At 73.2% G+C, this 23,244-nt stretch carries 20 protein-coding genes and 1 pseudogene; 15 read left to right on the top strand and 6 right to left on the bottom strand.

The features are described from left to right. Positions 1-41: 41 nt before the first annotated feature. Positions 42-1,490, top strand: coding sequence for a ribosome biogenesis GTPase Der (der, locus tag ACIRQY_RS26200; RefSeq protein WP_351788969.1), 1,449 nt, complete (start codon positions 42-44; stop codon positions 1,488-1,490). 75 nt (positions 1,491-1,565) lie between these two features. Here the strand turns inward: der and ACIRQY_RS26195 are convergent, their stop codons facing one another. Together ACIRQY_RS26195 and ACIRQY_RS26190 are read right to left on the bottom strand one after the other, a co-directional pair. Beyond that, positions 1,566-1,841 carry a hypothetical protein gene (locus tag ACIRQY_RS26195; RefSeq protein WP_403929905.1) on the bottom strand — a complete coding sequence of 92 codons (276 nt, stop codon included), beginning with the start codon at positions 1,839-1,841 and terminating at the stop codon, positions 1,566-1,568. Between the two features lie 305 nt (positions 1,842-2,146). Beyond that, entirely contained in the window at positions 2,147-2,929 is a 783-nt protein-coding gene (locus tag ACIRQY_RS26190) for a hypothetical protein (protein WP_351788966.1), read from the bottom strand. Positions 2,930-3,144: 215 nt separating this feature from the next. On the opposite strand from ACIRQY_RS26190, the gene ACIRQY_RS26185 reads away from it, so the two are divergent. From ACIRQY_RS26185 to ACIRQY_RS26170, 4 genes are all read left to right on the top strand, one after another. Continuing rightward, positions 3,145-3,738 (top strand): transglycosylase family protein, encoded by a 594-nt coding sequence (locus tag ACIRQY_RS26185; protein WP_403929902.1) that lies wholly within the window; start codon positions 3,145-3,147, stop codon positions 3,736-3,738. Between the two features lie 134 nt (positions 3,739-3,872). After that, positions 3,873-5,147: a glycosyltransferase family 4 protein gene (locus tag ACIRQY_RS26180; protein WP_351788960.1), complete on the top strand. Its 1,275-nt coding sequence runs from the start codon at positions 3,873-3,875 to the stop codon at positions 5,145-5,147. A 235-nt stretch (positions 5,148-5,382) separates the two neighbouring features. Further along, on the top strand, positions 5,383-6,390 hold the full coding sequence (locus ACIRQY_RS26175) for a helix-turn-helix transcriptional regulator (protein WP_403929899.1): 1,008 nt from the start codon (positions 5,383-5,385) through the stop codon (positions 6,388-6,390). Positions 6,391-6,683: 293 nt separating this feature from the next. Next, the gene (locus tag ACIRQY_RS26170) at positions 6,684-6,899 is read left to right on the top strand and encodes an I78 family peptidase inhibitor (protein ID WP_351788954.1); all 216 of its coding nucleotides are present in this window, start codon (positions 6,684-6,686) and stop codon (positions 6,897-6,899) included. Positions 6,900-6,982: 83 nt separating this feature from the next. Here ACIRQY_RS26170 and ACIRQY_RS26165 read toward each other — a convergent pair. Next, positions 6,983-7,852: pseudogene (locus ACIRQY_RS26165) on the bottom strand (phosphatase PAP2 family protein); the annotation flags it as partial. A 405-nt stretch (positions 7,853-8,257) separates the two neighbouring features. On the opposite strand from ACIRQY_RS26165, the gene ACIRQY_RS26160 reads away from it, so the two are divergent. Beyond that, positions 8,258-10,027: an MFS transporter gene (locus ACIRQY_RS26160; RefSeq protein WP_403929895.1), complete on the top strand. Its 1,770-nt coding sequence runs from the start codon at positions 8,258-8,260 to the stop codon at positions 10,025-10,027. 36 nt (positions 10,028-10,063) lie between these two features. On the opposite strand, the gene ACIRQY_RS26155 is transcribed toward ACIRQY_RS26160, so the two are convergent. Further along, positions 10,064-10,498, bottom strand: coding sequence for a cell division protein SepF (locus tag ACIRQY_RS26155; protein WP_351788946.1), 435 nt, complete (start codon positions 10,496-10,498; stop codon positions 10,064-10,066). Between the two features lie 322 nt (positions 10,499-10,820). Between ACIRQY_RS26155 and ACIRQY_RS26150 the strand changes: the two genes are divergently transcribed. Beyond that, positions 10,821-12,113 carry a DUF5685 family protein gene (locus ACIRQY_RS26150; protein WP_403929891.1) on the top strand — a complete coding sequence of 431 codons (1,293 nt, stop codon included), beginning with the start codon at positions 10,821-10,823 and terminating at the stop codon, positions 12,111-12,113. A 120-nt stretch (positions 12,114-12,233) separates the two neighbouring features. Here ACIRQY_RS26150 and ACIRQY_RS26145 read toward each other — a convergent pair whose 3' ends face one another. Together ACIRQY_RS26145 and ACIRQY_RS26140 are read right to left on the bottom strand one after the other, a co-directional pair. Beyond that, positions 12,234-13,211 (bottom strand): ABC transporter substrate-binding protein, encoded by a 978-nt coding sequence (locus ACIRQY_RS26145; protein ID WP_403929888.1) that lies wholly within the window; start codon positions 13,209-13,211, stop codon positions 12,234-12,236. After that, positions 13,208-13,705, bottom strand: coding sequence for a GNAT family N-acetyltransferase (locus tag ACIRQY_RS26140; protein ID WP_351788938.1), 498 nt, complete (start codon positions 13,703-13,705; stop codon positions 13,208-13,210). Before ACIRQY_RS26140 ends, ACIRQY_RS26145 begins: the two co-directional genes overlap by 4 nt. A 497-nt stretch (positions 13,706-14,202) precedes the next feature. Between ACIRQY_RS26140 and ACIRQY_RS26135 the strand changes: the two genes are divergently transcribed. The 8 genes from ACIRQY_RS26135 to ACIRQY_RS26100 all read left to right on the top strand — a co-directional run bounded on the left by ACIRQY_RS26135 (position 14,203) and on the right by ACIRQY_RS26100 (position 23,198). Further along, positions 14,203-15,069, top strand: coding sequence for an amino acid ABC transporter permease (locus ACIRQY_RS26135; protein ID WP_351788935.1), 867 nt, complete (start codon positions 14,203-14,205; stop codon positions 15,067-15,069). After that, on the top strand, positions 15,066-16,871 hold the full coding sequence (locus ACIRQY_RS26130) for an FAD/NAD(P)-binding protein (RefSeq protein WP_403929885.1): 1,806 nt from the start codon (positions 15,066-15,068) through the stop codon (positions 16,869-16,871). Before ACIRQY_RS26135 ends, ACIRQY_RS26130 begins: the two co-directional genes overlap by 4 nt. Before the next feature lie 39 nt (positions 16,872-16,910). After that, entirely contained in the window at positions 16,911-17,813 is a 903-nt protein-coding gene (locus tag ACIRQY_RS26125) for an amino acid ABC transporter permease (protein WP_351788929.1), read from the top strand. Next, on the top strand, positions 17,810-18,643 hold the full coding sequence (locus ACIRQY_RS26120; protein ID WP_403929882.1) for an amino acid ABC transporter ATP-binding protein: 834 nt from the start codon (positions 17,810-17,812) through the stop codon (positions 18,641-18,643). The genes ACIRQY_RS26125 and ACIRQY_RS26120 overlap by 4 nt, the downstream gene beginning before the upstream one ends. A 156-nt stretch (positions 18,644-18,799) precedes the next feature. Next, entirely contained in the window at positions 18,800-19,774 is a 975-nt protein-coding gene (locus ACIRQY_RS26115) for an ABC transporter substrate-binding protein (RefSeq protein WP_351788923.1), read from the top strand. 213 nt (positions 19,775-19,987) lie between these two features. Continuing rightward, positions 19,988-21,064 (top strand): LLM class flavin-dependent oxidoreductase, encoded by a 1,077-nt coding sequence (locus tag ACIRQY_RS26110; protein ID WP_403929878.1) that lies wholly within the window; start codon positions 19,988-19,990, stop codon positions 21,062-21,064. A gap of 23 nt (positions 21,065-21,087) precedes the next feature. After that, complete coding sequence (locus ACIRQY_RS26105) at positions 21,088-22,368, top strand: NtaA/DmoA family FMN-dependent monooxygenase (protein ID WP_403929979.1); 1,281 nt, start codon at positions 21,088-21,090, stop codon at positions 22,366-22,368. Between the two features lie 5 nt (positions 22,369-22,373). After that, a complete protein-coding gene (locus ACIRQY_RS26100; protein ID WP_403929876.1) occupies positions 22,374-23,198 on the top strand; it encodes a DUF1684 domain-containing protein in 825 nt (274 codons plus the stop codon). Positions 23,199-23,244: the final 46 nt, after the last annotated feature.

Below are 23,244 nucleotides of genomic sequence, written 5' to 3'. Positions count from 1 at the left end.
CCGGGGACCCACCGACCACGAATGATCAAGGAACGGACTTCATGAACGACCAGCACGACCACGGGGCACTTGGCGACGCCGAGTACGCGGAGTTCATGGAGCTCGCCTCCGAAGAGGGCTTCGACATCGACGAGGTCGAGGGCGCGATCGAGGAGGCCGGTCACGGCCCGCTCCCCGTCCTCGCCGTCGTCGGCCGGCCGAACGTCGGCAAGTCGACCCTGGTGAACCGCATCATCGGCCGCCGTGAGGCCGTCGTCGAGGACAAGCCGGGCGTCACCCGCGACCGCGTCACCTACGAGGCCGAATGGGCCGGACGCCGCTTCAAGATCGTCGACACCGGCGGCTGGGAGCAGGACGTCCTCGGCATCGACGCCTCCGTCGCCGCCCAGGCGGAGTACGCCATCGAGGCCGCCGACGCCTGTCTCTTCGTGGTGGACGCCACCGTCGGCGCCACCGACACCGACGAGGCCGTCGTCAGGCTGCTCCGCCGCGCCGGGAAGCCGGTCGTCCTCGCCGCCAACAAGGTCGACGGACAGTCCGGCGAGGCCGACGCCACCATGCTGTGGTCCCTGGGCCTCGGCGAGCCGTTCCCCGTCTCCTCGCTGCACGGCCGCGGCACCGGCGACCTCCTCGACGAGGTCCTCAAGAAGCTGCCCGAGGCCCCCGAGCAGCGCTTCGGCGACGCGGTCGGCGGCCCCCGCCGCATCGCCCTCATCGGCCGCCCCAACGTCGGCAAGTCCTCGCTCCTCAACAAGGTGGCGAACGAGGACCGGGTCGTCGTCAACGAGCTGGCGGGCACCACCCGCGACCCGGTCGACGAGCTGATCGAGCTCGGCGGCGTGACGTGGAAGTTCGTCGACACCGCGGGCATCCGCAAGAAGGTCCACCTCCAGGAGGGCGCGGACTACTACGCCTCCCTGCGCACGGCCGCCGCCATCGAGAAGGCGGAGGTGGCCGTCATCCTCATCGACACCACCGACAACATCTCGGTGCAGGACCAGCGCATCATCACGACGGCGGTCGAGTCGGGCCGTGCCATCGTCATCGCCTACAACAAGTGGGACGAGCTGGACGAGGAGCGCCGCTACTACCTCGAGCGCGAGATCGAGACCGAGATGCAGCAGGTCTCCTGGGCCCCCCGGGTCAACGTCTCCGCCAAGACCGGCCGTCACATGGAGAAGCTGGTCCCGGCCATCGAGACCGCGCTGGCGGGCTGGGAGACCCGTGTCCCCACCGGCCGGCTCAACGCCTTCCTCGGTGAGATCGTCGCGGCCCACCCGCACCCGGTCCGCGGCGGCAAGCAGCCCCGCATCCTCTTCGGTACGCAGGCGGGCACCAAGCCGCCCCGCTTCGTGCTCTTCGCCTCCGGCTTCCTGGAGGCGGGCTACCGCCGCTTCATCGAGCGCCGTCTCCGTGAGGAGTTCGGGTTCGAGGGCACCCCGATCCACATCTCGGTGCGGGTGCGCGAGAAGCGCAGCCGCAAGAAGTAGGCGACGGGGAACCGGACACGGCCGAGGGCCGGGGCGTACGACACGCCCCGGCCCTCGGCCGTCCCCCCGATGCCCTCAGTAACCCCGGCGGGGCCCCGGTGGCAGCGCCGCCTGTGCGGGGGGCTGCGCGGACCACGCCGGAGGGTGCGCCGCGTACCGGTGGTACGACTGCCCCGTCCCCGTCCCGTACAGGCCCGTGCTCACCTGCGTCCCGAAGGCCCGGAATCTCAGCTCCTCCTCGTTGCTGCGATCACCCGGCAGGGTGCGGAACGACCTGCGGTACTCCGCGTACAGGGCGTCGTAGATCGGCGTGGGCGAGCCGCCCGAGGAGTCGTCCCGCGCGGGACGCATCGCGGGGATCGGATTCGGGTACGGGGGGCGGAACGGGTCGTATGAGTGCACGTAGGTGCCAACGACCCCGCCGCCCGTCGGATGCGGGCGGCTCTCCGAAAGGGGCGCGCGCCGGGGGCGCGGAACGGTCGGCGTCCCGCCTCCCACCGGCCCTCCCCGCCGACCGCCCACCGGGCCGCCCGCGCCTTCGCCCACCGGTCCCGAGGGTCCTGCCGGTCCCGAGGGTCCCGCCGGGCCCGAGGGTCCGGGACCGAGCGGCGGCCCGGAACCCCCTGCCCGCCCTATGGCCGTGCGGCCGTCCTCCATCAGGTACCGGCCAGCGGCATCGCGGCGGCGACCAGCCGCCCGTTCGCCGCCGCCTTCTCCAGCGCGTCGCGCAGCAGGTCCTCGCGCGGCTGCTGGCCGATCGAACCGACCGGGGCGGCGAAGACGAGCACCGTGTGCGACTTGTTGGCCGCCGCACGCCAGCCCTCGGTGACCTGGAGCGGCTGGTGCGCCTGCCACCAGGCGGCCTGCCCCGCGCCGCCGGGGCCGGGCTGCAGCACGGAGTGCAACTGGCCCATGGCGACCAGGACCGACCAGCCGGGCAGCACCGCGGGCCTCTGGCTCAGGTCCATGACGGGATGGAAGCCCTGCTCGGCCAGGAGCGGGAGGAACTCGTCGGTCAGACCGTCCGCACCGGGACGGGCGACCGGCGCGGTCGGCTCCACGACCAGCGCCGGGTGCAGTTCGCCGTCGATCAGGACGAGACCGCTGGTCACGCCGAGCACCGCCTGCTCGGGGTGGGCGGCGGACAGCGCGTCGGCGGTGTCCGCCGCCGTGATGGAGGCCACGGCGCCCTGGAGCTGCTCCTCGGCGACCCGGACGACCTGCGACGGGATGCAGCTGGCGTGGGCGAACGCCAGGACCGCGGTCTCGTCGCCGACGAACAGCACCGTGCTGGTGCGCTCCTGGTCGGAGTCGCCCGGCGTGCGGCAGGAGGTGCAGTCGTAGCTGCCCGGGGTGTTGTCACCGGCGAGCAGCCGGTCCGCTTCTTCGTCGCCGATCTCGGCGCGTACGTCCTCGCTGACGTCGAGCATGCGCGGCACGGGGGACTCCCTGGACTAGACACGGGGGACGCCGGGCCGATCCCGGGCGTCCCATGCCGGGTTCAACGGGTCAGGATCGGCGGGGGTCACGCGTGGAAGCCGGGGAACTTGCCCGGGGCGCGTGCGCCGGGGCGGGTGACTCCGACCGGGTGGGGCGCGCGCGGTGTTCCGCGCGCCACGGACCGGGGCCGTCCGGGGCTGCCTAGCCTGCCCCGATGTCGAAGATCCGATGGTGTACGGCCGGTTCCCTCGTGGTGTCGGCCATGGCCGCGCTGCTGACCCTGGCCCCGGCTCCGGCGCGCGCCGGGGGCCCGGCCGGGGAGACGTCCACCGCGCCGCGGCACGTCTCCGGCGGGCTCCGCACGGCCGCCGCCGCACCCTCCCCTCCCTGCGCCGCCGACCAATGGCCCTGGGGATGTGTCGCCGAGTGCGAGTCCGGCGGCGACTGGCACGCCGACACCGGCAACGGCTTCTACGGCGGACTCCAGTTCTGGCAGCCGACATGGGTCGAGCACGGCGGCCAGGCGTACGCCCGGCGCGCCGACCTGGCGACCCGCCCGCAGCAGATCAGCGTCGCGGAGGAGGTGCTCCGCACCCAGGGCTGGGACGCGTGGTCCGTCTGCTCGAAGCGGTACGGCCTGAGCGGGCGGGTCCACACCGTGCGGAGCGGCGACACCCTCAGCTCGATCGCCCGCCGCTTCGGCGTCGAGGGCGGCTGGCAGGCCCTCTACGCGGCGAACCGGGAGCTGATCGGCCCCGATCCGGACCGGCTCGTCATCGGCGCCATGCTGCGGATCGCGCCCCTCTGAGACGGCGCCGGGCCGTCTCCGGCACCTGCCCGGGCCCGCACGGGGGAGCTCCGGCCACGCCCCCGGGCGGCCGTCCGCCACCGGCAAGTACAGTCGGGCGACCGATCAACTGACCGGGGGGAACCGGCAGCGCGATGCGTATCTCCTTTCTGCTCCACAACGGCTACCACTACGGCGGCACCATCCGGACGACCTTCACCCTCGCCGAGGAACTGGCGGGGCGTCACGAGGTCGAGATCGTCTCGGTGTTCCGCCACCGCGACCGTCCGCTCCTCGGGCTGCCCGCGGGGGTGACCCTGCGTCACCTCGTCGACGTCCGCAAGGACAGCCCGGGGTACGACGGCGACCACCCCGACTTCCACCGTCCCGCCCAGGTCTTCCCGCGCGGCGACGGACGCTGGAAGCAGTACAGCGCGCTCACCGACGCCCGGATCGGCGAGCACCTGCGCGGTGTCGAGGCCGACGTCCTGGTCGCCACCCGCCCCGGGCTCAACGTCCACCTCGCCCGGCAGGCCCGGCGGGGTCCCGTCCTCGTCGGCCAGGAACACCTGATCCTCGACGGGCACAGCCACCGGCTGCGCCGGGACATCCGCCACGAGTACCGGCTCCTCGACGCCGTCACGACCGTCACCGAGGCGGACGCCCGCGCGTACCGGCGGCTCGGGCTGCCCGGCGTACGGATCGAGTCCGTGCCCAACAGCGTGCCCGCGCCCTCGGCGGGGCCCGCCGACCCCGCGTCGAGGACCGTCGTCGCCGCCGGACGGCTGACCGGCGTCAAGCGGTACGACCTGCTGATCGACGCCTTCGCCGAGGTGGCCGCCGACCACCCCGACTGGAAGCTGCGGATCTACGGTTCCGGGGACGCCGTGCAGAACCTCAAGGGGCCGCTGACCCGGCAGATCGAGAGCCGGGGCCTCGGCGGGCAGGTCTTCCTCATGGGCTCGGTGACCCCGCTCGAACCGGAGCTCGCCAAGGGCTCGATCGCCGCGGTGACCTCGCAGCGCGAGTCCTTCGGCATGACCATCGTCGAGGCGATGCGCTGCGGACTCCCGGTGGTCTCCACCGACTGCCCGCACGGACCGCGCGAGATCGTCGAGGACGGGGTGGACGGCTTCCTGGTGCCGGTCGACGACACGGCCGCCTTCGCGCGGGCGCTGCGCGGGCTCGTCGAGGACGGGGAACTGCGCGCCAGGACCGCGCGCGCGGCGCTCGCCGCGTCCGAGCGCTTCGACCCGGCCAGGATCGCCGCCCGGCACGAGGCCCTGTGGACGGAACTGGTCGAGCGGGGCGCGAGAGCCCGCACCCACGGGCCGGGGCGGGCGGCGGCCCACCGGCTGACCGGCCGTGCCGTCGACGCCGTGTACACCCTGAAGGCGAAGGCCGGGCGCCAGGTCCGCCGCTTCCGCTGACCGGGCAGGGGCCCCGGTCGGCGTGTGCCGGGACCACCGGCCGAGCCGGAGCGGGGACGGCCCGTCCGTACGCCGGGTCCGAGTGCGCCGTGGCCACGCCCTCTGCCGGGGCGCGCCGGAGGCCCGGACGGTGCCCGCCCGGCGGGAGCCCGGCGCCCGGCCGCCCGCCGTCCCGGGGCATCCCCGTGCTCCTCGCGGACCGGATCTGTCCGCGAGGGCTGGGAGACTCGGTGCCATGTTGGAGACCTCGGCACGCCTCTTGCGTCTGCTCTCGCTGCTCCAGGCCCACCGGGAGTGGTCCGGGGCCGCGCTGTCCGAACGGCTCGGCGTCACGCCCCGGACCGTCCGGCGGGACGTCGACCGGCTGCGCGCCCTCGGATACCCGGTCAACGCCAGTCCCGGCACCGGTGGCGGCTACCAGCTCGGCGCCGGGGCCGAACTGCCGCCGCTGCTCCTCGACGACGAGGAGGCCGTGGCGGTGGCGGTGGGCCTGCGCGCCGCCGCGGGGCAGGGCGTCGAGGGCATCGGCGAGAGCTCCGTACGGGCCCTGGCCAAACTGGAACAGGTCCTGCCGGGGCGGCTGCGGCGCCGGGTGAGCGCCCTCAACGACTTCACCGTGCCCATGCTGCGCACCCCGCGCGAGCGGATCGACCCGGCGGTGCTCACCGAACTCGCCCACGCCTGCCGGGACGCGGAGCGGCTGCGCTTCGAGTACCGCGACCACGGCGGGACGGTCACCCGCCGGACCGTCGAGCCGCACCGCCTGGTGTGCAGCGAACGCCGCTGGTACCTGGTGGCCTGGGACGTGGACCGGGAGGACTGGCGCACCTTCCGGGCCGACCGGATCGTGCCCACCCCGCCGCACGGCCCCCGGTTCCCGCCGCGCGAGCCGCCCGCCGAGGACCTGGCCGCCTATGTGGCGAAGGGCGTGTCCACCACCGTGTACCCGACCACGGCGACCGTCCGGCTGCACGTGCCGCTCGCGGTGGCCGCCGAGGCGGTCGGCGCGGCCGACGGGGTCCTCACGGCGGAGGGCGAGGACAGCTGTCTGCTGCGGACCGGTGCCCACGGCCTGGACGTGATGGTGATCCACGTGTCGATGATCGGCTTCGACTTCGAGGTGATCGATCCACCGGAACTGGCCGACCGGGTAAGGGCGCTCAGGGATCTGCTGTCCCGCGCCCTCGACCGGTCCGGTGACTCCCTCGGCCGGCCGGGCGAAGGGTCCGCCGGGGGCGCGTGAGCCGTCTTCGTCCGGGCGCGCCGAACTCCCGTACGCCGTAAGCATTCTGTAAGGGAAGCGTGAGTTCCTCGTGGGGGACGCCGTCGGGCAATTCGGCGGGGACCCTCGGCGGGAACGGAGAGTTGCGCGTGTTCCGGCCCGATTTCCGTGACCTTCCCGCGTATCGGCGGACCGTGCGCGGAATTGCCGGAGAAGCGGCCGAAAACAGCCCTTCCCGGTGACCGTTGGTGAACCAGACATATGTCGAGAACTTGTGACACAAGCGTGACCGCCGAAGGACTAACGTGAGGGTCATGGCACCCACACCGCGCACTCCCCGTCCGTCCGGCGACGCCCCCGAGTCCTATGTGGGCCTCGACGCCGACCGAGCCGAGCGGCTCGCCAGGTCCCGGGGGTGGACCACGGTCAGGTCCCTGCCCCCCGGCTCGATCATCACCATGGAGTACCTCAAGGGGCGTCTCAACTTCGAGGTCGAGCGCGGCACCGTCACCCGCTGCTGGGCGGGCTGACCGGCGGGCACGCGGTGGGCACGGAGAAGGGCCCCGGCCGATGACGGCCGGGGCCCTTCTGCGTACGAGGGGGGGGCGGATCAGCCCCGGGTCGCCGAGGTGCGGCGCCCGCCGGCCACTCCCACCGGCTCCTCCGAGCCCTGCGGACGCGGCGGGAAGAACCCGGGACGCGGGCCGCCGGAGGCCACCGGGAGCGAGGGGACGAGACGGCGGCGGTCCCGCAGCCGCTCCCTGATCCGGTCGCGCGCGGTCAGGATCCACGACTCCGCCACCGCGATGACCGGCTCGCACCAGGGCAGGGCGAGGAGGACCAGCAGCCCGGCGGCCCAGCCGAGCAGGACGTCGCTCAGCCAGTGGGTGCCCAGGTAGACGGTGGTCAGGCCGACGCCGAGCGCGACCACGGCGGAGAGCGCCGACAGATAGCGCCTGGCCCGGGGGGTGGTGGCCAGATAGGCGAGGATGCCCCAGGTCACGACCGCGTTGGCGGTGTGACCCGAGGGGAATATGTCGCCGCCGGCGAAGAGTTCGGCCGAGCCGATCTGCGTCGCGTAGTGGGGGCCGAGACGGCCGAGTCCGAGTTTGACCGCGCCGACCGAGACGTTCAGCAGCAGCAGGGCGGCGCCGAGGCAGAGCAGCGGGCGCAGCCTGTGCTGGCGCCAGGAGCGCCAGCCGAGCCAGGCGGCCACCATGACGGCCGTGGGGCCGCGCTGGCCGAGGACGACGAAGTAGTCGAGGAAGCCGTGCAGCTCGGGCCACTGCTGGTAGGGCCGGAAGAGCATGATCTTCCAGTCCAGGGTCACCAGCCAGGTCGACAGCAGGACGGCCACGACGATGGCGAGATAGAACGCCGACGTCCCGCCGAAGAGGGCGAGACGCGTGCGGGTCATCCCCGGGACCTCTATCTTCGGCGGTTCCGGCTCCCGGTCCAGCCGGGCAAAGATGTCGGTACGCACCCAATCGACGTTACAGGGAGTGAGAAGCAGACCCGGTCGATCCGCTCCCTTCGTGATGTTGATGTGATGTGGAACGGGTCTCATCGAGCGGCCTATTCCCGGCGTCCGTCAGGAAATCGGATGACCTTCCGCCCTAATGCCGCAGGGGTAAATCCGGAAGAGTGTTTGAGCGTACGGAATTCGTTTCACACGCGTGTCCGTACGGAATTCCATGCGACGCGCGGACGGGTCGGAGTGGCGCACGCCACACCACGAGCCCCGCCGGGGTGAGAGCTGCGCCACGCGCTCGAGGCTTGAACTCGCGTACGCTGACGGCTCGCTCGCCCGTCGATGCCGGACCGCCCCGGGGCCATACGCCCTGGTCAGGACCCGCCGAGCGCGAGAGTTCCACTGGGAGGTACGTACATGTCGCGGACGCACACGGCCCCAGCACGACCGCGTGCCGCCGACGGCGGTGCCAACCGCTGGGTCGTCCTCGTCGTCCTCTGCGTCAGCCTCCTCCTGGTCGCCCTCGACGCGACCATCCTCCATGTCGCCGTCCCCTCGGTCACCGAGGACCTGCGCCCCAGCTCCACCGCGCTGCTCTGGATCGTCGACGCCTACCCCTTGGTCTGCGCCTCCCTCCTCATCCTCTTCGGCACCCTCGGGGACCGGGTCGGACGGCGCAGGGTCCTCCTGCTCGGCTACGGGCTGTTCGGCATCGCCTCGGCGGTCGCCGCGCTCGCGACCACCCCCGAGGTGCTGATCGCGGCCCGCGCGCTGCTCGGCGTCGGCGGCGCCATGATCATGCCCGCCACGCTCTCGATCCTCCGCGCGGTCTTCCCCGACCGCCGGGAACGCGCCACCGCCATCGGCGTTTGGACCGCCGTCGCCGCCATAGGCGCCGCCGCCGGGCCCGTCCTCGGCGGCTTCCTCGTCGAGCACTACTGGTGGGGCTCCGTCTTCCTCATCAACATCCCGCTGATGGCCCTGATCCTGCCGCTCGGCCGCCGCCTCCTGCCCGAGTCCCGCGGCTCCGCCGACGGCCCCTGGGACGTCCTCGGCGCCCTCATGGCCGCCGCGGGCGTCCTCGGCTGCGTCCTCGGGGTGAAGCGCGCGGGCGCGGGCGACCCCGTCCTGGCCCTGCCGACCGCCGGTCCGCTGCTGATCGGCGCCGCCCTCCTGATCCTCTTCGCCCGGCGGCAGAAGCGGCGCCCGCACCCGCTCATCGACATGCGGCTCTTCTCCCGGACGGCCTTCACCACCTCGGTCGGCTGCATCGTGCTCGCCATGCTGGCCCTGGTCGGCCTGGAGCTGATCGCCGTCCAGTACCTCCAGCTGGTCCTCGGCCTCAGCCCCCTGGAGACCGGGCTGCGGCTGCTCCCGCTGACCTTCGCCGCCATGGCCGCCGGTGCCACCGGCTCGTACACCCTGCGCAGGATCGGGCCCCGGCGGATGGTCGGCTGGGGCTTCGTCCTGACCGCCGTCGCCGTGCTGCTGCTCACCCTGATGGGGCAGCACGACCGGCCGCTGCTGCTCACCACCGGTTTCGTGCTGCTCGGCTTCGGCCTGCAGACCACGCTCTTCTCGGCGTACGAGTCGATGCTCAGCGAGGCGCCGCAGCGGAGCGCGGGCGGGGCCGCGGCGATCGGCGAGACCTCGTACCAGCTCGGTGCGGGCATGGGCATCGCGCTGCTCGGCAGTGTGATGAACGCGGCCTATGCCCCCGGGCTGGCCTCGGTCCCCGGGGTCCCGGCGGAGGCGAGCAGGGCGGCCGCGAACTCGCTGGGGGAGGCCTACCAGGTCGCCGGGCAGCTCGGCGGCGCGGCGGGCGGGGCCCTGCACCAGGCGGCCCGGCACGCCTTCGTGGACGGGCTGCACGTCACGCTCTTCGTGAGCGCGGGGCTGCTGCTCCTGGGCGCGCTGATGGCCCTGCGGCTGCCCCGGGTGATGGAGTGTCCGGCCGATCCCGATGCCGAGCCCGAGCCCGGGACCGATGCGGGGCCCGCCGGGGCGGAGCCCGCGCGGGCGCCGCACTCCGTGGCGGACGCGGCGGCCGGAGCCGAGGCGCAGGGCGGGAAGACCCTGCCGGGCGGGAAGGCCGTGCCGGGCGCGGTGGACGGTGTCACCGGGCCGCGGGTGCCCGCGACCCGGGAAGCGAACGAGCCCGCCGGTTCGGGGCTTCCGGGGCACTGACCCCGAAGAGGTGCCCGGCCGGTCCGGCGGACCCGGTCAGCTCTGGTTGAAGAAGCCGTCCTCGCGGCGGCGGCCCGCTTCGCCGGTGATGATCCGGGTGTCGGCGGGGGTCAGCAGGAAGACCCGGGTCGCCACCCGCTCGATCGAACCGCGCAGGCCGAAGGCGAGACCGGCGGCGAAGTCGACCACGCGCTTGGCGTCGTTCCCCTCCATCGCGGTCAGGTTCACGATCACCGGGACGCCGTCCCGGAAGAGCTCACCGATGCTCCGGGCGTCCCGGAAGCCGTCCGGGGAGACGGTGGCGATCCGGCGGCCCCGGTCCTCGGCGGTGTCCGTGGCCACCCGGACCCGGGGGTCCGTCACCCAGGCCTCGCCGCTCTCGGCACCGTCGGCGTACTCGTCGTCGTAGTAACGCTCGTCGTTGTCCTCGACGAGTCCCAGCCAGGCACTCGCCTTGCGCACCGATCCCATGGACGCCTCCTTTCAGCGCGGTCACTTGTGGTTCCGCAATCCCTATCGTCGTCCATGATGCGGATCGCGCGCCAAGTGGATAGTCGGCGCGCAGGGGATTCGTGACGGTACTGGTGCAGAACGTGAGCGACATGTGCTGGCTAATCGTCAGGAAACATACGGTATACGGCCTCTGAGGGAGGGCCATGCAGATGAAAATATGAAAGTCGGTCTGGACGGGTGACGATGGGCGCGTACGGGTGAACAACCCGCTCGCTACGATGCCGCGTGGCCGCTCACCGGCCACTCGGAATCGGCCAGACCAAGACTCACGGGGGAGTCCTTGTTCGGAATCGTCAGACCCTGCGCACACCGCCTCACCGACGGCCTCAAGGTCGAGTGGATGGCCCACCTCTGCGGCCTCTGCCTCGCCCTGCGTGCCGATCACGGGCAGTTCGCGCGGATCGTCACCAACTACGACGGGCTCATCGTCTCGGTCCTGACGGAGGCTCAGACCGGTGCGACGGCCACCGGACGCCGCACCGCGGGACCCTGTCCGCTGCGCGGCATGCGCACCGCTCCCGTCGCCCGGGGCGAGGGCGCCCGGCTCGCCGCCGCCGTCTCCCTCGTCCTCGCCTCGGCGAAGGTGCGGGACCACGTCGCCGACCGCGACGGCCTGTTGGCCCGCCGCCCGGTCGCCGCCGCCGCGCGCCGGGTCGCCCGCTCCTGGGACCGGGCGGGCGCGCGGACCGGCCGGACCCTCGGCTTCGACACCGCCGTCCTCGTCGACGCCGTCGACCGCCAGACCGGCATCGAGACCCTCGCCGGACCCGGCACCCCGCTGCTCACCGTCACCGAACCCACCGAGACCGCCACCGCCGCCGCCTTCGCGCACACCGCCGTCCTCGCCGGACGGCCGGAGAACGCCGGACCGCTCGCCGAGGCGGGACGGCTCTTCGGCCGCCTCGCCCACCTCCTGGACGCCGTCGAGGACCAGACCGCCGACGCGGCGAACGGCGCCTGGAACCCGCTCACGGCGACCGGCACCTCCCGCGCGGAGGCCCGCAGGCTCGCCGACGACGCCCTGCACGGCGTCCGGCTCGCCCTGAGGGACGCCGAGTTCACCGACGGCAAGCTGGTCCACGTCCTGCTCGCCCATGAACTGCGCACCTCCGTCGACCGCGCCTTCGGCACCACGAGCTGCTCCCACACCGCCCGGGGCGCGGACCGGGGGCACGCGCACGCCCAGGGGCCCGGCGACGCCCTCCCGGGGGCGGGCGGCCCCGTCCCGGGCAACCCGTACGCACCCCAGGGGCCCGGTGGCCCCGCCGGGCCCTGGGCACCCGGTCCCGGCGGTCCCGGCGGCCCCGGTGGACCGCTGCCGCCCGGTCCGCCGGACCGGCGCGGGCTCATAGCCGGGTGCGCCCTGTGGGTCGGTATGGCCTGCACCTGCCAGATGTGCTGCGGGACCTTCGAGGACCCCTGGAGCCGCCAGCGGCGCGAGGGGCTCTGCCAGCAGTGCGACCCCAGCGGCTGCTGCGATTGCTGTGACTGCTGCGGCAACTGCTCCTCGTGCTGCGAGGGCGACGGCTGCTGCGGTGACTGCGGCGGCTGCGACTGCGGCTGCAACTGCTGACGGACGCCGGTGGGACGGGTCCCGGACGGGGCAGGTCCCGGACCGGGCAGGTCCCGGGGCCATGCGCGCCCCGGACCGGTCGGGTTCCGGACCGGACGGCCCCCGGGCCGGGCGCTCCGGCTACTTCGTCGGCGCCGGGATCTCCGGCGGGGAGATCCGCGAGGTCGCGATGCCCGAGCCCGTCACCCCCCACTTCCTCAGGATCTGGTCGTACGTGCCGTCCGCCTTCAGGCCGTTGACCGCGGCCTGGAAGGCGGGCGCGAGCGGGGTGCCCTTCTTGAAGGCGAAACCGACGTCGAGCCGCCGGTACTCGTTGAGGAACTTCACGTTCCGCTGCTGTGTCACCGCGTACCGCACGCCGTTGATCGTGTTCATCACCACATCGCTGCGGCCCTGCTGGAGCGACATCCAGATCGCCCCCGTCTCGCTGTAGACGTTCACCTCGTACGCAGGTTTCCCGGCCTCCGCGCACCGGCCCTTGTTCTGCTCCAGGGTCCGTTCGAAGGTGGTGCCCGCGTTCACGGCCACCTTCAGACCGCACAGCTGCGTCAGGTCCGTGACCGCCTTCAGGGGACTGTCCGCCCGGCTCGCGAAGCCCTGGCCGTCGTTGATGTACGTCACGAAGTCGATGGCCTTGCGCCGCTCCTCCGTCACACCGAAGTTCCCGGTCCCCACGTCGTACTTGCCGCTGCCCAGCGCGGGCAGGATCGCCTCGAAGCCGACCACCTCGCGCTTCACGTCGAGGCCGAGCGCCTTCCCCACGGCCGCCGCGAAGTCGGCGTCCACCCCGACCACGGTCCTCCCGTCGGGCAGGTACGTCGAGCTGGGCGGAGTCGCCACCGAGGAGGCCAGCGTGAAACTGCCCCGCCCGCGCACATCGGCGGGGAGCAGCTTCACCGCCGCCTCGTTCCTCCGGACCCCCGCCACCACGTCCTCGGTCGGGAGCGCGCCCTTCCCCGCGGCCGGAGCGCCCGCGGCCCCGGCGGGGGCCGTCGCGGGCTCACCGCCGGCGCAGGCCGTGAGGCCGAGCGCGGCCGCGGTGATCAGGCCGAACACGAGGGCGGTGTGGGCGGTGCCGGAACTCGTACGCGTACTCATGGTCTCGGGTTCTCCAGGAATTTCTCGAACGGCAGCGGGCCGATCGACTCGGGATCGGCGGACACGTCGAAGAGCGGGCGGTAGCCGCTCGCCAGATAGAGGCCCCTGGCCTCCGGCTGACGTGGTCCGGTCGTCAGATAGAGACGGGAGTAGCCGCGGTCGGCGGCGTCCCGTTCGAGCGCGGTCAGGACCCGGCGGGCGAGACCGCGCCTGCGGTGCGCCGAGTGGGTCCAGATCCGCTTCAGCTCGGCGGTCCGGTCGTCGTAACGGCGGTACGCGCCGCCCGCCACGGGCTCGCCCCGCTCCAGGAGGAGCAGGAAGGCGCCGTGCGGAGGGGCGAACTCCGCCGCCGGATAGCGGCTCAGATCGTGCGCGGAGCCGTACCGGGACAGATATTCGTGCGCCAGTTCGTCGAGGAGCGGGCGCGCCAAAGGGTCGTCGGCCGTGGTCCTGCGCACGGACAGCGCGGACTCACGGTGGGGTGTGAGAGGCATGGGTCTCTTTCAGCTGAAGAGAGCCGGAAAAGGTGGGGCGAGGGGAGTCGGAGCTCAGTGCCGCGCAGGTGAAGGAGCCGCGAGAGGCGTCACGAAAGACGTCGCGGAGAAGGAGGAACAGCAGGGCAGGGCAGCGGGACGGCTCAACAGGAAGAGGACCACACGCGACCGAAGTCGATGTGGGAGCGCGTGACGAGCTGCTGCGAATGCATGGGCCCAGTGGAACAGGCATCCGTTTCCCCGTCAACCGGCACGAGACGAACAGCTCATATTCCGGACGGACTTGACAAGCCTCCGCTCGACGGCCGTAGCCTCACAGGGCGGACATCGGGCTGAGGGGCCCGGCTCCGCGCTCATCGCTCGCCGTGCGTGTGAAGGCGCACTCCCGGACCGGCGCCGCCGTGCGTCGCCATCCGGATTCCCGGACGAACGCCACCGTGCGTTCCCGTTCGCACTCCCGTGTTCGATCCGCCCCCTGGCATCCACGGAGCCTTCGCATGCCGACACCCCTCGCCACGCTCACCGCCCCCGCCGGGACGGCCGGGGAACCGCCCCCCGACGAACCGGCCCCGCGGATCGTCCCCGCCCGCCGCGCCGGGCAGTGGACCGCCGCCGGAGCCGTCCTCGTCCTCCTCGCCCTCGGACTCGTCTCCGTCGTCAACAACAGGGCCTTCCAGTGGGACGTCGTCGCCGACTACTTCACCTCGGCGTCCGTCCTGCGCGGCCTCGGCCTCACCCTGTGGCTGACCGCCCTGGTGATGGCCCTCGGCTTCGCCCTCGGCACCCTGCTCGCCGTCCTCAGGCTCTCCGCCAACCCGGTTCTCCGCGCGGTCAGCTGGGGCTACGTCTGGTTCTTCCGGTCCACCCCGATCCTCGTCCAGCTCCTCTTCTGGTTCAACATCGGGGCGCTCTACCCGCAGATCCTCGGCGTCAGCACGGTCAACCTGCTCGGCCCGGTCTCCGTCGCCGTCATCGGCCTCACCCTGCACGAGGCCGCCTACGCCGCCGAGGTCGTGCGCGGAGGCATCCTCTCCGTCGACCGGGGCCAGCTGGAGGCCGCCCAGTCCCTCGGCCTCGGCCGGTGGCGCAGGCTCCGCCGGATCGTGCTCCCGCAGGCCATGCCCGCCATCGTCCCGCCCGCCGGGAACATGCTGATCGGCACCCTCAAGGGCACCTCGATCGTCTCCGTCATCGCCGTGCAGGACCTGCTGTACTCCACCCAGCTGATCTACCACCGCACGTACGAGGTCGTCCCGCTGCTCCTCGTCGCCACCCTCTGGTACGTCGCCGTCACCTCCGTCCTCGGCATCGGCCAGCACTACGTCGAGAAGCGCTACGCGCGCGGCACGGCGGGTGCCCGATGAGCCCCCGCGCCTCGATCGTGATCGTGGGAGCCGGGCCGCGCGGCACCGGCTTCCTCGAACGGCTCGCCGCCAACTTGCCCGAGCTGTACGGCGACACCCCCCTCGACGTGCACCTCGTCGACCCGCACCCGCCGGGCCCCGGCCGCATCTGGCGCACCGCGCAGTCCCCGCTGCTCTGGATGAACTCCCAGGCCGAGGACGTCACGATGTTCACCGACGAGACCGTCGCCATGGAAGGACCCGTCAGCCCCGGGCCCACCCTCGCCGAATGGGCCGGCCTCGACGGCCGGCACTTCGCCGGCCGCCCCCAGCAGGGCGCCTATCTGCGCTGGGTGTACGAGCGGGCCCGCGCCGCCCTGCCCGCCTCCGTCACCGTCCACGAGCACCGCACCACCGCGCTGCGCGTCGGCGGCCCCCGCGACGGCCGCCAGCGGGTCTGGCTCGACGGCCACGCCGCCCCCCTCCCGGCCGACCTCGTCGTCCTCACCGTCGGCCACCTCGACGCCCGGCCCGACGCCGAACAGCGCGCCCTGACCGACTTCGCCGCCCGGCACCGCCTCCTCCACCTGCCGCCGGACTTCACCGCCGACGCCGACCTCACCGCCCTGCCCGCGGGCGAACCCGTCCTCGTCCGGGGCTTCGGCCTCGCCTTCGTCGACCTGATGGTGCTGCTCACCGAGGGCCGCGGCGGACGCTACGAGGGCGAGGGCGAGACGCTCGTCTACGTGCCCTCCGGCAGGGAACCCGTCCTGCACGTCGGCTCCCGGCGCGGAGTCCCGTACCACTCCAAGATCGGCTACCGCCTCGACGGCGAACGGCCCCCGCTGCCCCGCTTCTTCGGGCCCGAACAGACCGACGCCCTGCTCCGGCGCGGCGGCCCGGTCGACTTCCGGCGCGACGTGTGGCCGCTCATCGCCAAGGAACTCGGCTGGGCCCACTACCACCGGCTCTTCTCCACCCACCCCGAACGGACCGCGCTCGCCTGGACCGACTTCGAACGGGCCTACGCCGAAGCCCCGCCGCTCGGCGCCGAGGTCACCGCGCTCGTCGCCGCCGCCGTCCCCGACCCCGCCGACCGGCTGGACCCGGACACCCTCGACCACCCCCTCGCCGGTCTGCGCTACGACTCCGCCGAAGCCCTCCAGGACGGTCTGCGCGCCTACATCACCCAGGACGTCACCCGGCGCCACGACCCCGCCCACAGCGCCGACGCCGCCGTCTTCGCCGGGCTCCTCTCCGTCTACGGACAGCTCCTGCGGCTCGGCAAGCAACTGGACCCCGGGCCCTGGTGGCACGGCTTCTTCAGCTACTTCGCCTCCGGCCCGCCCGGCCCCCGGCTCCACCAGCTCCTCGCGCTCTCCCGCGCCGGACTCGTCCGCTTCCTCGGCCCGGGTGTCACCGTCGAGGCCGACGAGGAACGCGGCCTCTTCCGCGCCGAATCCCGCGCCCTGCCGGGCGAGTGGACCGAAGCCCGTGCCCTCGTCGAGGCCCGGATACCCGACCCCACCCTCGAACACACCGGCAGCCCGCTGCTCCGGGGCCTGTACGAGGAAGGGGCACGGGCCACCGCGGCGGGCCTCCTCGTCGTCGACCCCGTCGACGGCCGCCTCCTGGAACGCGACGGACGCCCCCACCCGCGCCGCTTCGCCCTCGGCCCGCACACCACCGCCCGCACCGGCAGCGCCTTCAGCCGCCCCCGTACCGGCGGGGTCGCCTTCGGGCAGAACGACGTCACCGCACGGGCCGCCCTGACCCTCCTGCGCGACCGGGAACGCCGGCTCCCCGTCCCGCTGAGCGCCTGATCCCGCGCCGCCCGCACCCCATCCCTCCGAGGAACCGCCATGTCTCTCACCAGCGATCCGCCCGCCACCGACCTCCGTACGAAGGACCCGTCGGCACCCTCCGGGCCCGCCGCCCCCGGGGAACTCGTCGTCGTGCCCGTCCGCCACCCCTGGCGCTGGGTGGCCGTGACCGTCACCGCCGTCCTGCTCGTCCAGTTCGTCCACGGGCTCGTCACCAACCCCGGCTGGGAATGGAACGTCTTCGCCGCCTTCTTCACCACCGAGACCATCCTGCGGGCCGTCTGGGTCACCCTCCAGCTCACCTTCTACGGCACCGCCCTCGGCTTCGCCCTCGGCATGGTGCTCGCCTTCATGCGCCTGTCGGCCAGCCCGTTCCTGCGGACCGTCGCCTTCGGCTACATCTGGGCCTTCCGCTCGATCCCGCTCATCGTCCAGCTGCTCTTCTGGTTCAACCTGGCCTACCTCTACAAGGAGCTGAGCATCGGCATCCCCTTCGGGCCGAGCTTCCTCTCCTTCGACACCATGGGCCTGGTCGGCGAGATGAGCGCCGCCGTCCTCGGACTCGCCCTGCACCAGGCGGCGTACGCGGCGGAGATCGTCCGCGGCGGAGTCCTCGCCGTCGAGGAGGGCCAGCTCCAGGCCGCCGCCTCGCTCGGCATCCCCAGGTTCCGGCAGCTGCGCCGGATCGTGCTCCCGCAGGCCATGCGCTCGATCCTGCCCAACGCCGCCAACGAGATCATCTCGCTCTTCAAGGGCACCTCGATCGTCTCCGTCATGGCGATCGGCGAACTCTTCTACCAGGTCCAGGTCGTCTACGGCCGCAACGGCCGGGTCGTCCCGCTGCTCATGGTCGCCACCGCCTGGTACGTCCTGCTCACCACCGCGCTCTCCGTCGTCCAGCACTACGTCGAACGCCACTACGCGAAGGGGAGCACCCGATGAGCTCCGTCACCGCCGACGCCACCACCACCGGGGAACCGGCGACCGCCCCCGGCACCACCACTCCCGGCACCACCGCCAAGGTCGAGATCCGCTCCGTCCACAAGCGCTTCGGCGCCCTCCACGTCCTGCGGGGCATCGACCTCGACGTCCGCGCGGGCGAGGTCACCGTCGTCCTCGGCCCCTCCGGCTCCGGCAAGTCCACCCTGCTGCGGACCATCAACCACCTGGAGAAGGTCGACAGCGGCACCGTCAGCGTCGACGGCACGCTCGTCGGCTACCGCCGCTCCGGGAACAAGCTGTACGAGCTGCGGGAACGGGACATCCTCAAGCAGCGCACCCGCATCGGCTTCGTCTTCCAGAACTTCCACCTCTTCCCGCACCTCACCGTCCTGGAGAACATCGTCGAGGCGCCCGTCTCGGCCCTCGGGCGCCCCCGCAAGGACGCCGAGGCGGCGGCCCTCGCCCTGCTCGAACGCGTCGGGCTCGCCGACAAGGCGCGGGCGTACCCCAAGCAGCTCTCCGGCGGACAGCAGCAGCGGGTCGCCATCGCCCGCGCCCTCGCCCTCGAACCCGGACTGCTCCTCTTCGACGAGCCGACCTCCGCGCTCGACCCCGAACTGGTCGGCGAGGTGCTCGACGTCATCAAGGACCTCGCGGCCTCCGGCACCACCATGATCGTCGTCACCCATGAGATCGGCTTCGCCCGCGAGGTCGCCGACACGGTGGTCTTCATGGACGAGGGCCGGATCGTCGAACAGGGCCCGCCCGCCGAGGTCCTCGAAAGCCCGCTCCACGAGCGCACCCGCGCCTTCCTCTCCAAGGTCCTCTGACCTCCGCCTCGCCCCTCCGCCTTCCTTCCCGTCCCCCTCCTCTCCGTCCTCCCTCCTCTCCCGCCCTCCCGCCTCCCGCCCTCCCGCCTCTCGTCTCTGTCCTCTTTCCGCTCTCCGCTCTCCGCGTTTCCCTTTTCCCAGTACAGGAGCACTGCCGTGAAGACCCGTCGCACCGTTCTCACCGCCCTCGCCTCGCTCACCGCCCTCGGGGTCCTCACCGCCTGCGGCTCGGGAGACGCCGCCATCGACACCGTCAAGCCCGAGGGCCACAAGGGCGGCGGCATCAATCTGGGCCCGGACCAGAAGCGCGTCCACACCGCCAAGGTGGACGCCCTCGCCGCCAAGCTCCCCGAGTCCGTCCGCAAGAGAGGCACCCTGATCCTCGGCGTCTCCGCCAAGAGCAACCCGCCGCTCGCCTTCCGCGCCACCGACGACACGACGCTGATCGGCGTCGAGCTCGACCTCGCCACCCTGATCGCCGACGCCCTCGGCCTGAAGCCCGAGTTCAACGCGGTGTCGTGGGAGAACCTCTTCGTCGGCCTCGACAGCGGCAAGTACGACGGCGTCCTCTCCAACGTCACCGTCACCGAGGAGCGCAAGGACAAGTACGACTTCGCCACCTACCGCCTGGACGACCTCGCCTTCGAGGCCAAGAAGGGGTCCGGCTGGAAGGTGAAGGGACCGGAGGACGTCTCCGGCAAGCGGATCGCGGTCGGCACCGGCACCAACCAGGAGAAGATCCTCGTCGACTGGTCGCAGCAGAACGAGAAGGCCGGCCGCAAGGGCGTCGACATCAAGTACTACGACAACACCACCGACTACTACCTCGCCCTCCAGTCCGGCCGCATCGACGGCTACCTCGGCCCCAACCCCACCGTGGCCTACCACGTGGCCACCGCCGGACAGACCGAGGCCGTCGGCAAGTTCTCCGGCGCGGGCGCCGGACTCCAGGGCAAGATCGCCGCCACCACGAAGAAGGACAGCGGACTCGTCGCCGCCTACGCCGCCGCGATCGACCACCTCATCGAGAACGGCACCTACGCCCAGGTCCTCAAGCGCTGGGGCCTGGACGGCGAGGCCGTGGCGAAGTCGGAGATCAACCCTCCCGGCCTGCCCCGCACCAAGAACTGACCCGTCGACGGGGGCCCCGGGGACGGGCGGACACCGGACGGGGGCACGTGCCGACCGCGTCTCGCCGCCGACCGTGGCCCGTGCCGACCGGCCCCCGGCCCGCCCGTCCTCGGCCCCGGGGGCCGGGTCTCGGACCCTGAGACCCGGCCCCCGGGCCCCCGGCACCCACCCCCGGGCCGCCCGCCCCCAGGGCCCCGTACCGAGAGAGACCGCATGACCACAGCACCCCCTTCCGCTTCCCGTCCCGGCCCTGGGCCCCGCGTCCGGCCGCTGCACCTCGCCGCCGAACTCACCCCGGCCGCGGGGACCTCCGCCGCCGGTACCGCCGCCGGTGCGGCGACGGCCGCCGCCCGGACCGCCGCGCTCGCCCGGCTCGCCGAGGCCGCCGCGCTCGACTTCCTCACCCATGACGACTCCTTCGCCCGGCCCGGTCTCGACGCGCTCGCCATCCTCGCCCGGATCGCCCCGGAGACCCGTTCCATCGGCCTGGTGCCGACCGTGACCACCACCCACACCGAGCCCTTCCACGTCCAGGCCGCCGTCGCCACCCTCGACTGGGTGAGCCGGGGCCGGGCGGGCTGGCGGATCGCGGTCTCCCCGACCGGGACCGAGGCCCGGCTCTTCGGGCGCCGCCCCGCGCCGCCCGCCGCCGAACTGTGGCAGGAGGCCGGTGAGGTCGCCGAGGTCGCCCGGAAGCTCTGGGACAGCTGGGAGGACGACGCCGAGATACGGGACACGGCGACCGGCCGGTTCGTCGACCGCCGCAAGCTGCACCACGTGGACTTCCAGGGCTCGGCCTTCTCCGTCAAGGGCCCCTCGATCGTCCCCCGGCCCCCGCAGGGCAACCCGGTGACCGTCGTCGACGCCACCCGTCCCGCCGCCCGGGACACCGCCGCCCAGCACGCCGACGTGGCCCTGGTCAGGGCCGCGTCCGCCGAGGAGGCGGCGGCCCTGCGCACCGAACTGCGGCAGGGCGCCCGCGCCCACGGCCGTGACCCGGACCGGCTGCGCGTCCTGCTCTCGGCCACCGTCGGCCCCGGCACGTACGAGGACGGGCCCGGCGCGCTCGCCGAACTGATCGCGAGCTGGCACGGCGGCGGCGCGATCGACGGCTTCCACCTCGTGCCGGAGGACCCCGAACGGGACCTCGCCCGGTTCACCGGCGAGACGGTGAACCGGCTCAGGGCCCGGGGCCTCTTCCGTACCGCCCACGAGGGCGCCACCCTCCGCGACCACCTCGGGCTGCCCCGCCCGGTCAGCCAGTACACGACGACGGGAGCGACCCCGTGAGCACCACGAACGGCCGCAGGCGCATCCACCTCGCCGCGCACTTCCCCGGCGTCAACTCCACCACCGTCTGGGCCGACCCGCGCTCCGGCTCGCAGATCGACTTCTCCTCCTTCGTCCACCTGGCCAGGACCGCCGAGCGCGGGCTCTTCGACTTCTTCTTCCTGGCCGAGGGGCTGCGGCTGCGCGAGCACAACGGGCGCGTCCACGACCTCGACGTCGTCGGCCGCCCCGAGTCGCTCACCGTCCTGACCGCGCTCGCCGCCGTCACCGAACACCTCGGCCTCGCGGGCACGGTCAACGCCACCTTCAACGAACCCTTCGAGCTGGCCCGCAGGTTCGCCTCGCTCGACCACCTCAGCGCGGGCCGGGCCGCCTGGAACGTCGTCACCTCCTCGGACGCCTTCACCGGGGAGAACTTCCGGCGCGGCGGCTTCCTGGACCGGGCCGACCGGTACACCAGGGCCGCCGAGTTCCTCGCCACCGCCCGTGAGCTGTGGGACTCCTGGTCCCCCGACGGGACCCCGCGCGCCTTCGCGCACGACGGCCCGCAGTTCGGGATCGAGGGGGAGTTCACCGTCCCGCGCTCCCCGCAGGGCCACCCGGTCGTCATCCAGGCGGGGGACTCCACCGAGGGGCGGGAGTTCGCCGCGTCCGCCGCCGACGTGGTCTTCAGCCGGCACTCCACCCTGGAGGCCGGCCGGGAGTTCTACGCCGACGTCAAGGGACGGCTCGCCCGGTACGGAAGGGAGCCCGACGACCTGAAGATCATGCCAGCCGTGACGTACGTCCTCGGCGACACCGACGCCGAGGCGCAGGAGCACGCCGCCGAGATCCGGCTCCGGCAGGTCTCCCCGCAGAACGCCCTCCTCGCCCTGGAACAGATCTGGGGCCGCGACCTCTCCGCCCTCGACCCGGACGGGCCGCTCCCCGACATCGACCCCGACCCCGACTCGGCGCTCGTCCAGGGCCGGGTGCGGGTCGCCGACCCGGTGGCGGTGGCCCGGAAGTGGCGGGCGCTCTCCGAGGCCAAGGGCCTGTCGATCCGGCAGACCGTCATCGAGACGTCCGGCAGGCAGTCCTTCGTCGGCAGCCCGGAGACGGTGGCCGCGGCCCTGACGGAGTTCGTCGCGGCGGAGGCCGCCGACGGCTTCATCCTCGTCCCCCACCTCACCCCCGGCGGCCTCGACGGCTTCGTCGACCGGGTCGTCCCGCTGCTCCAGGAGCGCGGGGTCTTCCGTACGGAGTACTCCGGCACCACGCTGCGGTCGCACCTCGGGCTTCCCGAGCCCGTATGGAAAGGTTGAGCACCATGAGCACGGATCGACAGCGGGACCCGGCGCCGGAGACACCGGCGGACGCGGCGGAGCGGTGGCGGCACTGGCACGAGCAGCGGGAGGCCGCGGTCTCCTCCTCGTACGGTCCGCTCTCCCTCACCGGCACCTACTGGCTCTCGGACTTCCCGGAGGGGCGAATTCCGGCCGTTCCGGGGGAGTGGCGGGAGGACGGCGGCGAGGTGCTCCTCAGCGCCCGCGCCGAGGACGGGATCACCGTCGACGGCAAGCCCCTCACCGGTACGGTCCGGCTGGCCGCCGACCACGGCCCGGTGCACGCCTCGCGGGTCGCCACGGGCGGCAGACGGCTCGTGGTGCTGCGCCGGGAAGGACTGTGGGCGGTCCGCGACTTCGACCCCGGCTCCGAGGCCCGGAGCGCCTTCCTGGGTATCGAGGCCACCCCGTACGACGAGCGCTGGGTGGTGCCCGGCGTCTACCGTCCGTACGGGGCGGAGCGCAGTGTGCGGGTGGAGAACGCCGACGGACGCGAGCGCGGTCTCGGGCTCGCCGGGGAACTGGTCTTCGAGCTGCACGGCGGTGAGCACACCCTTCAGGTGGCCGTCGAGGAGGACGGCTCGCTGTGGGCGGTCTTCGCGGACGCCACCAGCGGACGGGACAGCTACCGCTTCCGGTTCCTGCGCCCGGCGGCCCCGGCGGCGGACGGCTCGGTGACGGTGGACCTCAACCGCGCGCTGCTGCCGCCGTGCGCCTTCGCGGACCACTTCATCTGCCCGTTCCCGCCGCCCGGGAACACGCTCGACACCGCCGTCGCGGCGGGGGAGCGGCGGCAGCTCACCCACTGACCGCGAGCCGACCGGGGGCCGAGCGCGAGCCGACCGGGGGCCGAAC

It is taken from the genome of Streptomyces sp. NPDC101490, assembly GCF_044767145.1.
Taxonomy (GTDB): domain Bacteria; phylum Actinomycetota; class Actinomycetes; order Streptomycetales; family Streptomycetaceae; genus Streptomyces.
Note: the sequence above shows the minus strand (reverse complement) of the source record. Positions and strands in the feature narration are given on the sequence as shown.

What these genes read in the sequence shown, in the direction of transcription:
- der (WP_351788969.1), top strand. Translation starts at nt 42, where the DNA reads ATGAACGACCAGCACGACCACGGGGCACTTGGCGACGCCGAGTACGCG.
- ACIRQY_RS26195 (WP_403929905.1), bottom strand. Translation starts at nt 1,841, where the DNA reads ATGCGTCCCGCGCGGGACGACTCCTCGGGCGGCTCGCCCACGCCGATC.
- ACIRQY_RS26185 (WP_403929902.1), top strand. Translation starts at nt 3,145, where the DNA reads ATGTCGAAGATCCGATGGTGTACGGCCGGTTCCCTCGTGGTGTCGGCC.
- ACIRQY_RS26180 (WP_351788960.1), top strand. Translation starts at nt 3,873, where the DNA reads ATGCGTATCTCCTTTCTGCTCCACAACGGCTACCACTACGGCGGCACC.
- ACIRQY_RS26175 (WP_403929899.1), top strand. Translation starts at nt 5,383, where the DNA reads ATGTTGGAGACCTCGGCACGCCTCTTGCGTCTGCTCTCGCTGCTCCAG.
- ACIRQY_RS26170 (WP_351788954.1), top strand. Translation starts at nt 6,684, where the DNA reads ATGGCACCCACACCGCGCACTCCCCGTCCGTCCGGCGACGCCCCCGAG.
- ACIRQY_RS26160 (WP_403929895.1), top strand. Translation starts at nt 8,258, where the DNA reads ATGTCGCGGACGCACACGGCCCCAGCACGACCGCGTGCCGCCGACGGC.
- ACIRQY_RS26155 (WP_351788946.1), bottom strand. Translation starts at nt 10,498, where the DNA reads ATGGGATCGGTGCGCAAGGCGAGTGCCTGGCTGGGACTCGTCGAGGAC.
- ACIRQY_RS26145 (WP_403929888.1), bottom strand. Translation starts at nt 13,211, where the DNA reads ATGAGTACGCGTACGAGTTCCGGCACCGCCCACACCGCCCTCGTGTTC.
- ACIRQY_RS26140 (WP_351788938.1), bottom strand. Translation starts at nt 13,705, where the DNA reads ATGCCTCTCACACCCCACCGTGAGTCCGCGCTGTCCGTGCGCAGGACC.
- ACIRQY_RS26135 (WP_351788935.1), top strand. Translation starts at nt 14,203, where the DNA reads ATGCCGACACCCCTCGCCACGCTCACCGCCCCCGCCGGGACGGCCGGG.
- ACIRQY_RS26130 (WP_403929885.1), top strand. Translation starts at nt 15,066, where the DNA reads ATGAGCCCCCGCGCCTCGATCGTGATCGTGGGAGCCGGGCCGCGCGGC.
- ACIRQY_RS26125 (WP_351788929.1), top strand. Translation starts at nt 16,911, where the DNA reads ATGTCTCTCACCAGCGATCCGCCCGCCACCGACCTCCGTACGAAGGAC.
- ACIRQY_RS26120 (WP_403929882.1), top strand. Translation starts at nt 17,810, where the DNA reads ATGAGCTCCGTCACCGCCGACGCCACCACCACCGGGGAACCGGCGACC.
- ACIRQY_RS26110 (WP_403929878.1), top strand. Translation starts at nt 19,988, where the DNA reads ATGACCACAGCACCCCCTTCCGCTTCCCGTCCCGGCCCTGGGCCCCGC.
- ACIRQY_RS26100 (WP_403929876.1), top strand. Translation starts at nt 22,374, where the DNA reads ATGAGCACGGATCGACAGCGGGACCCGGCGCCGGAGACACCGGCGGAC.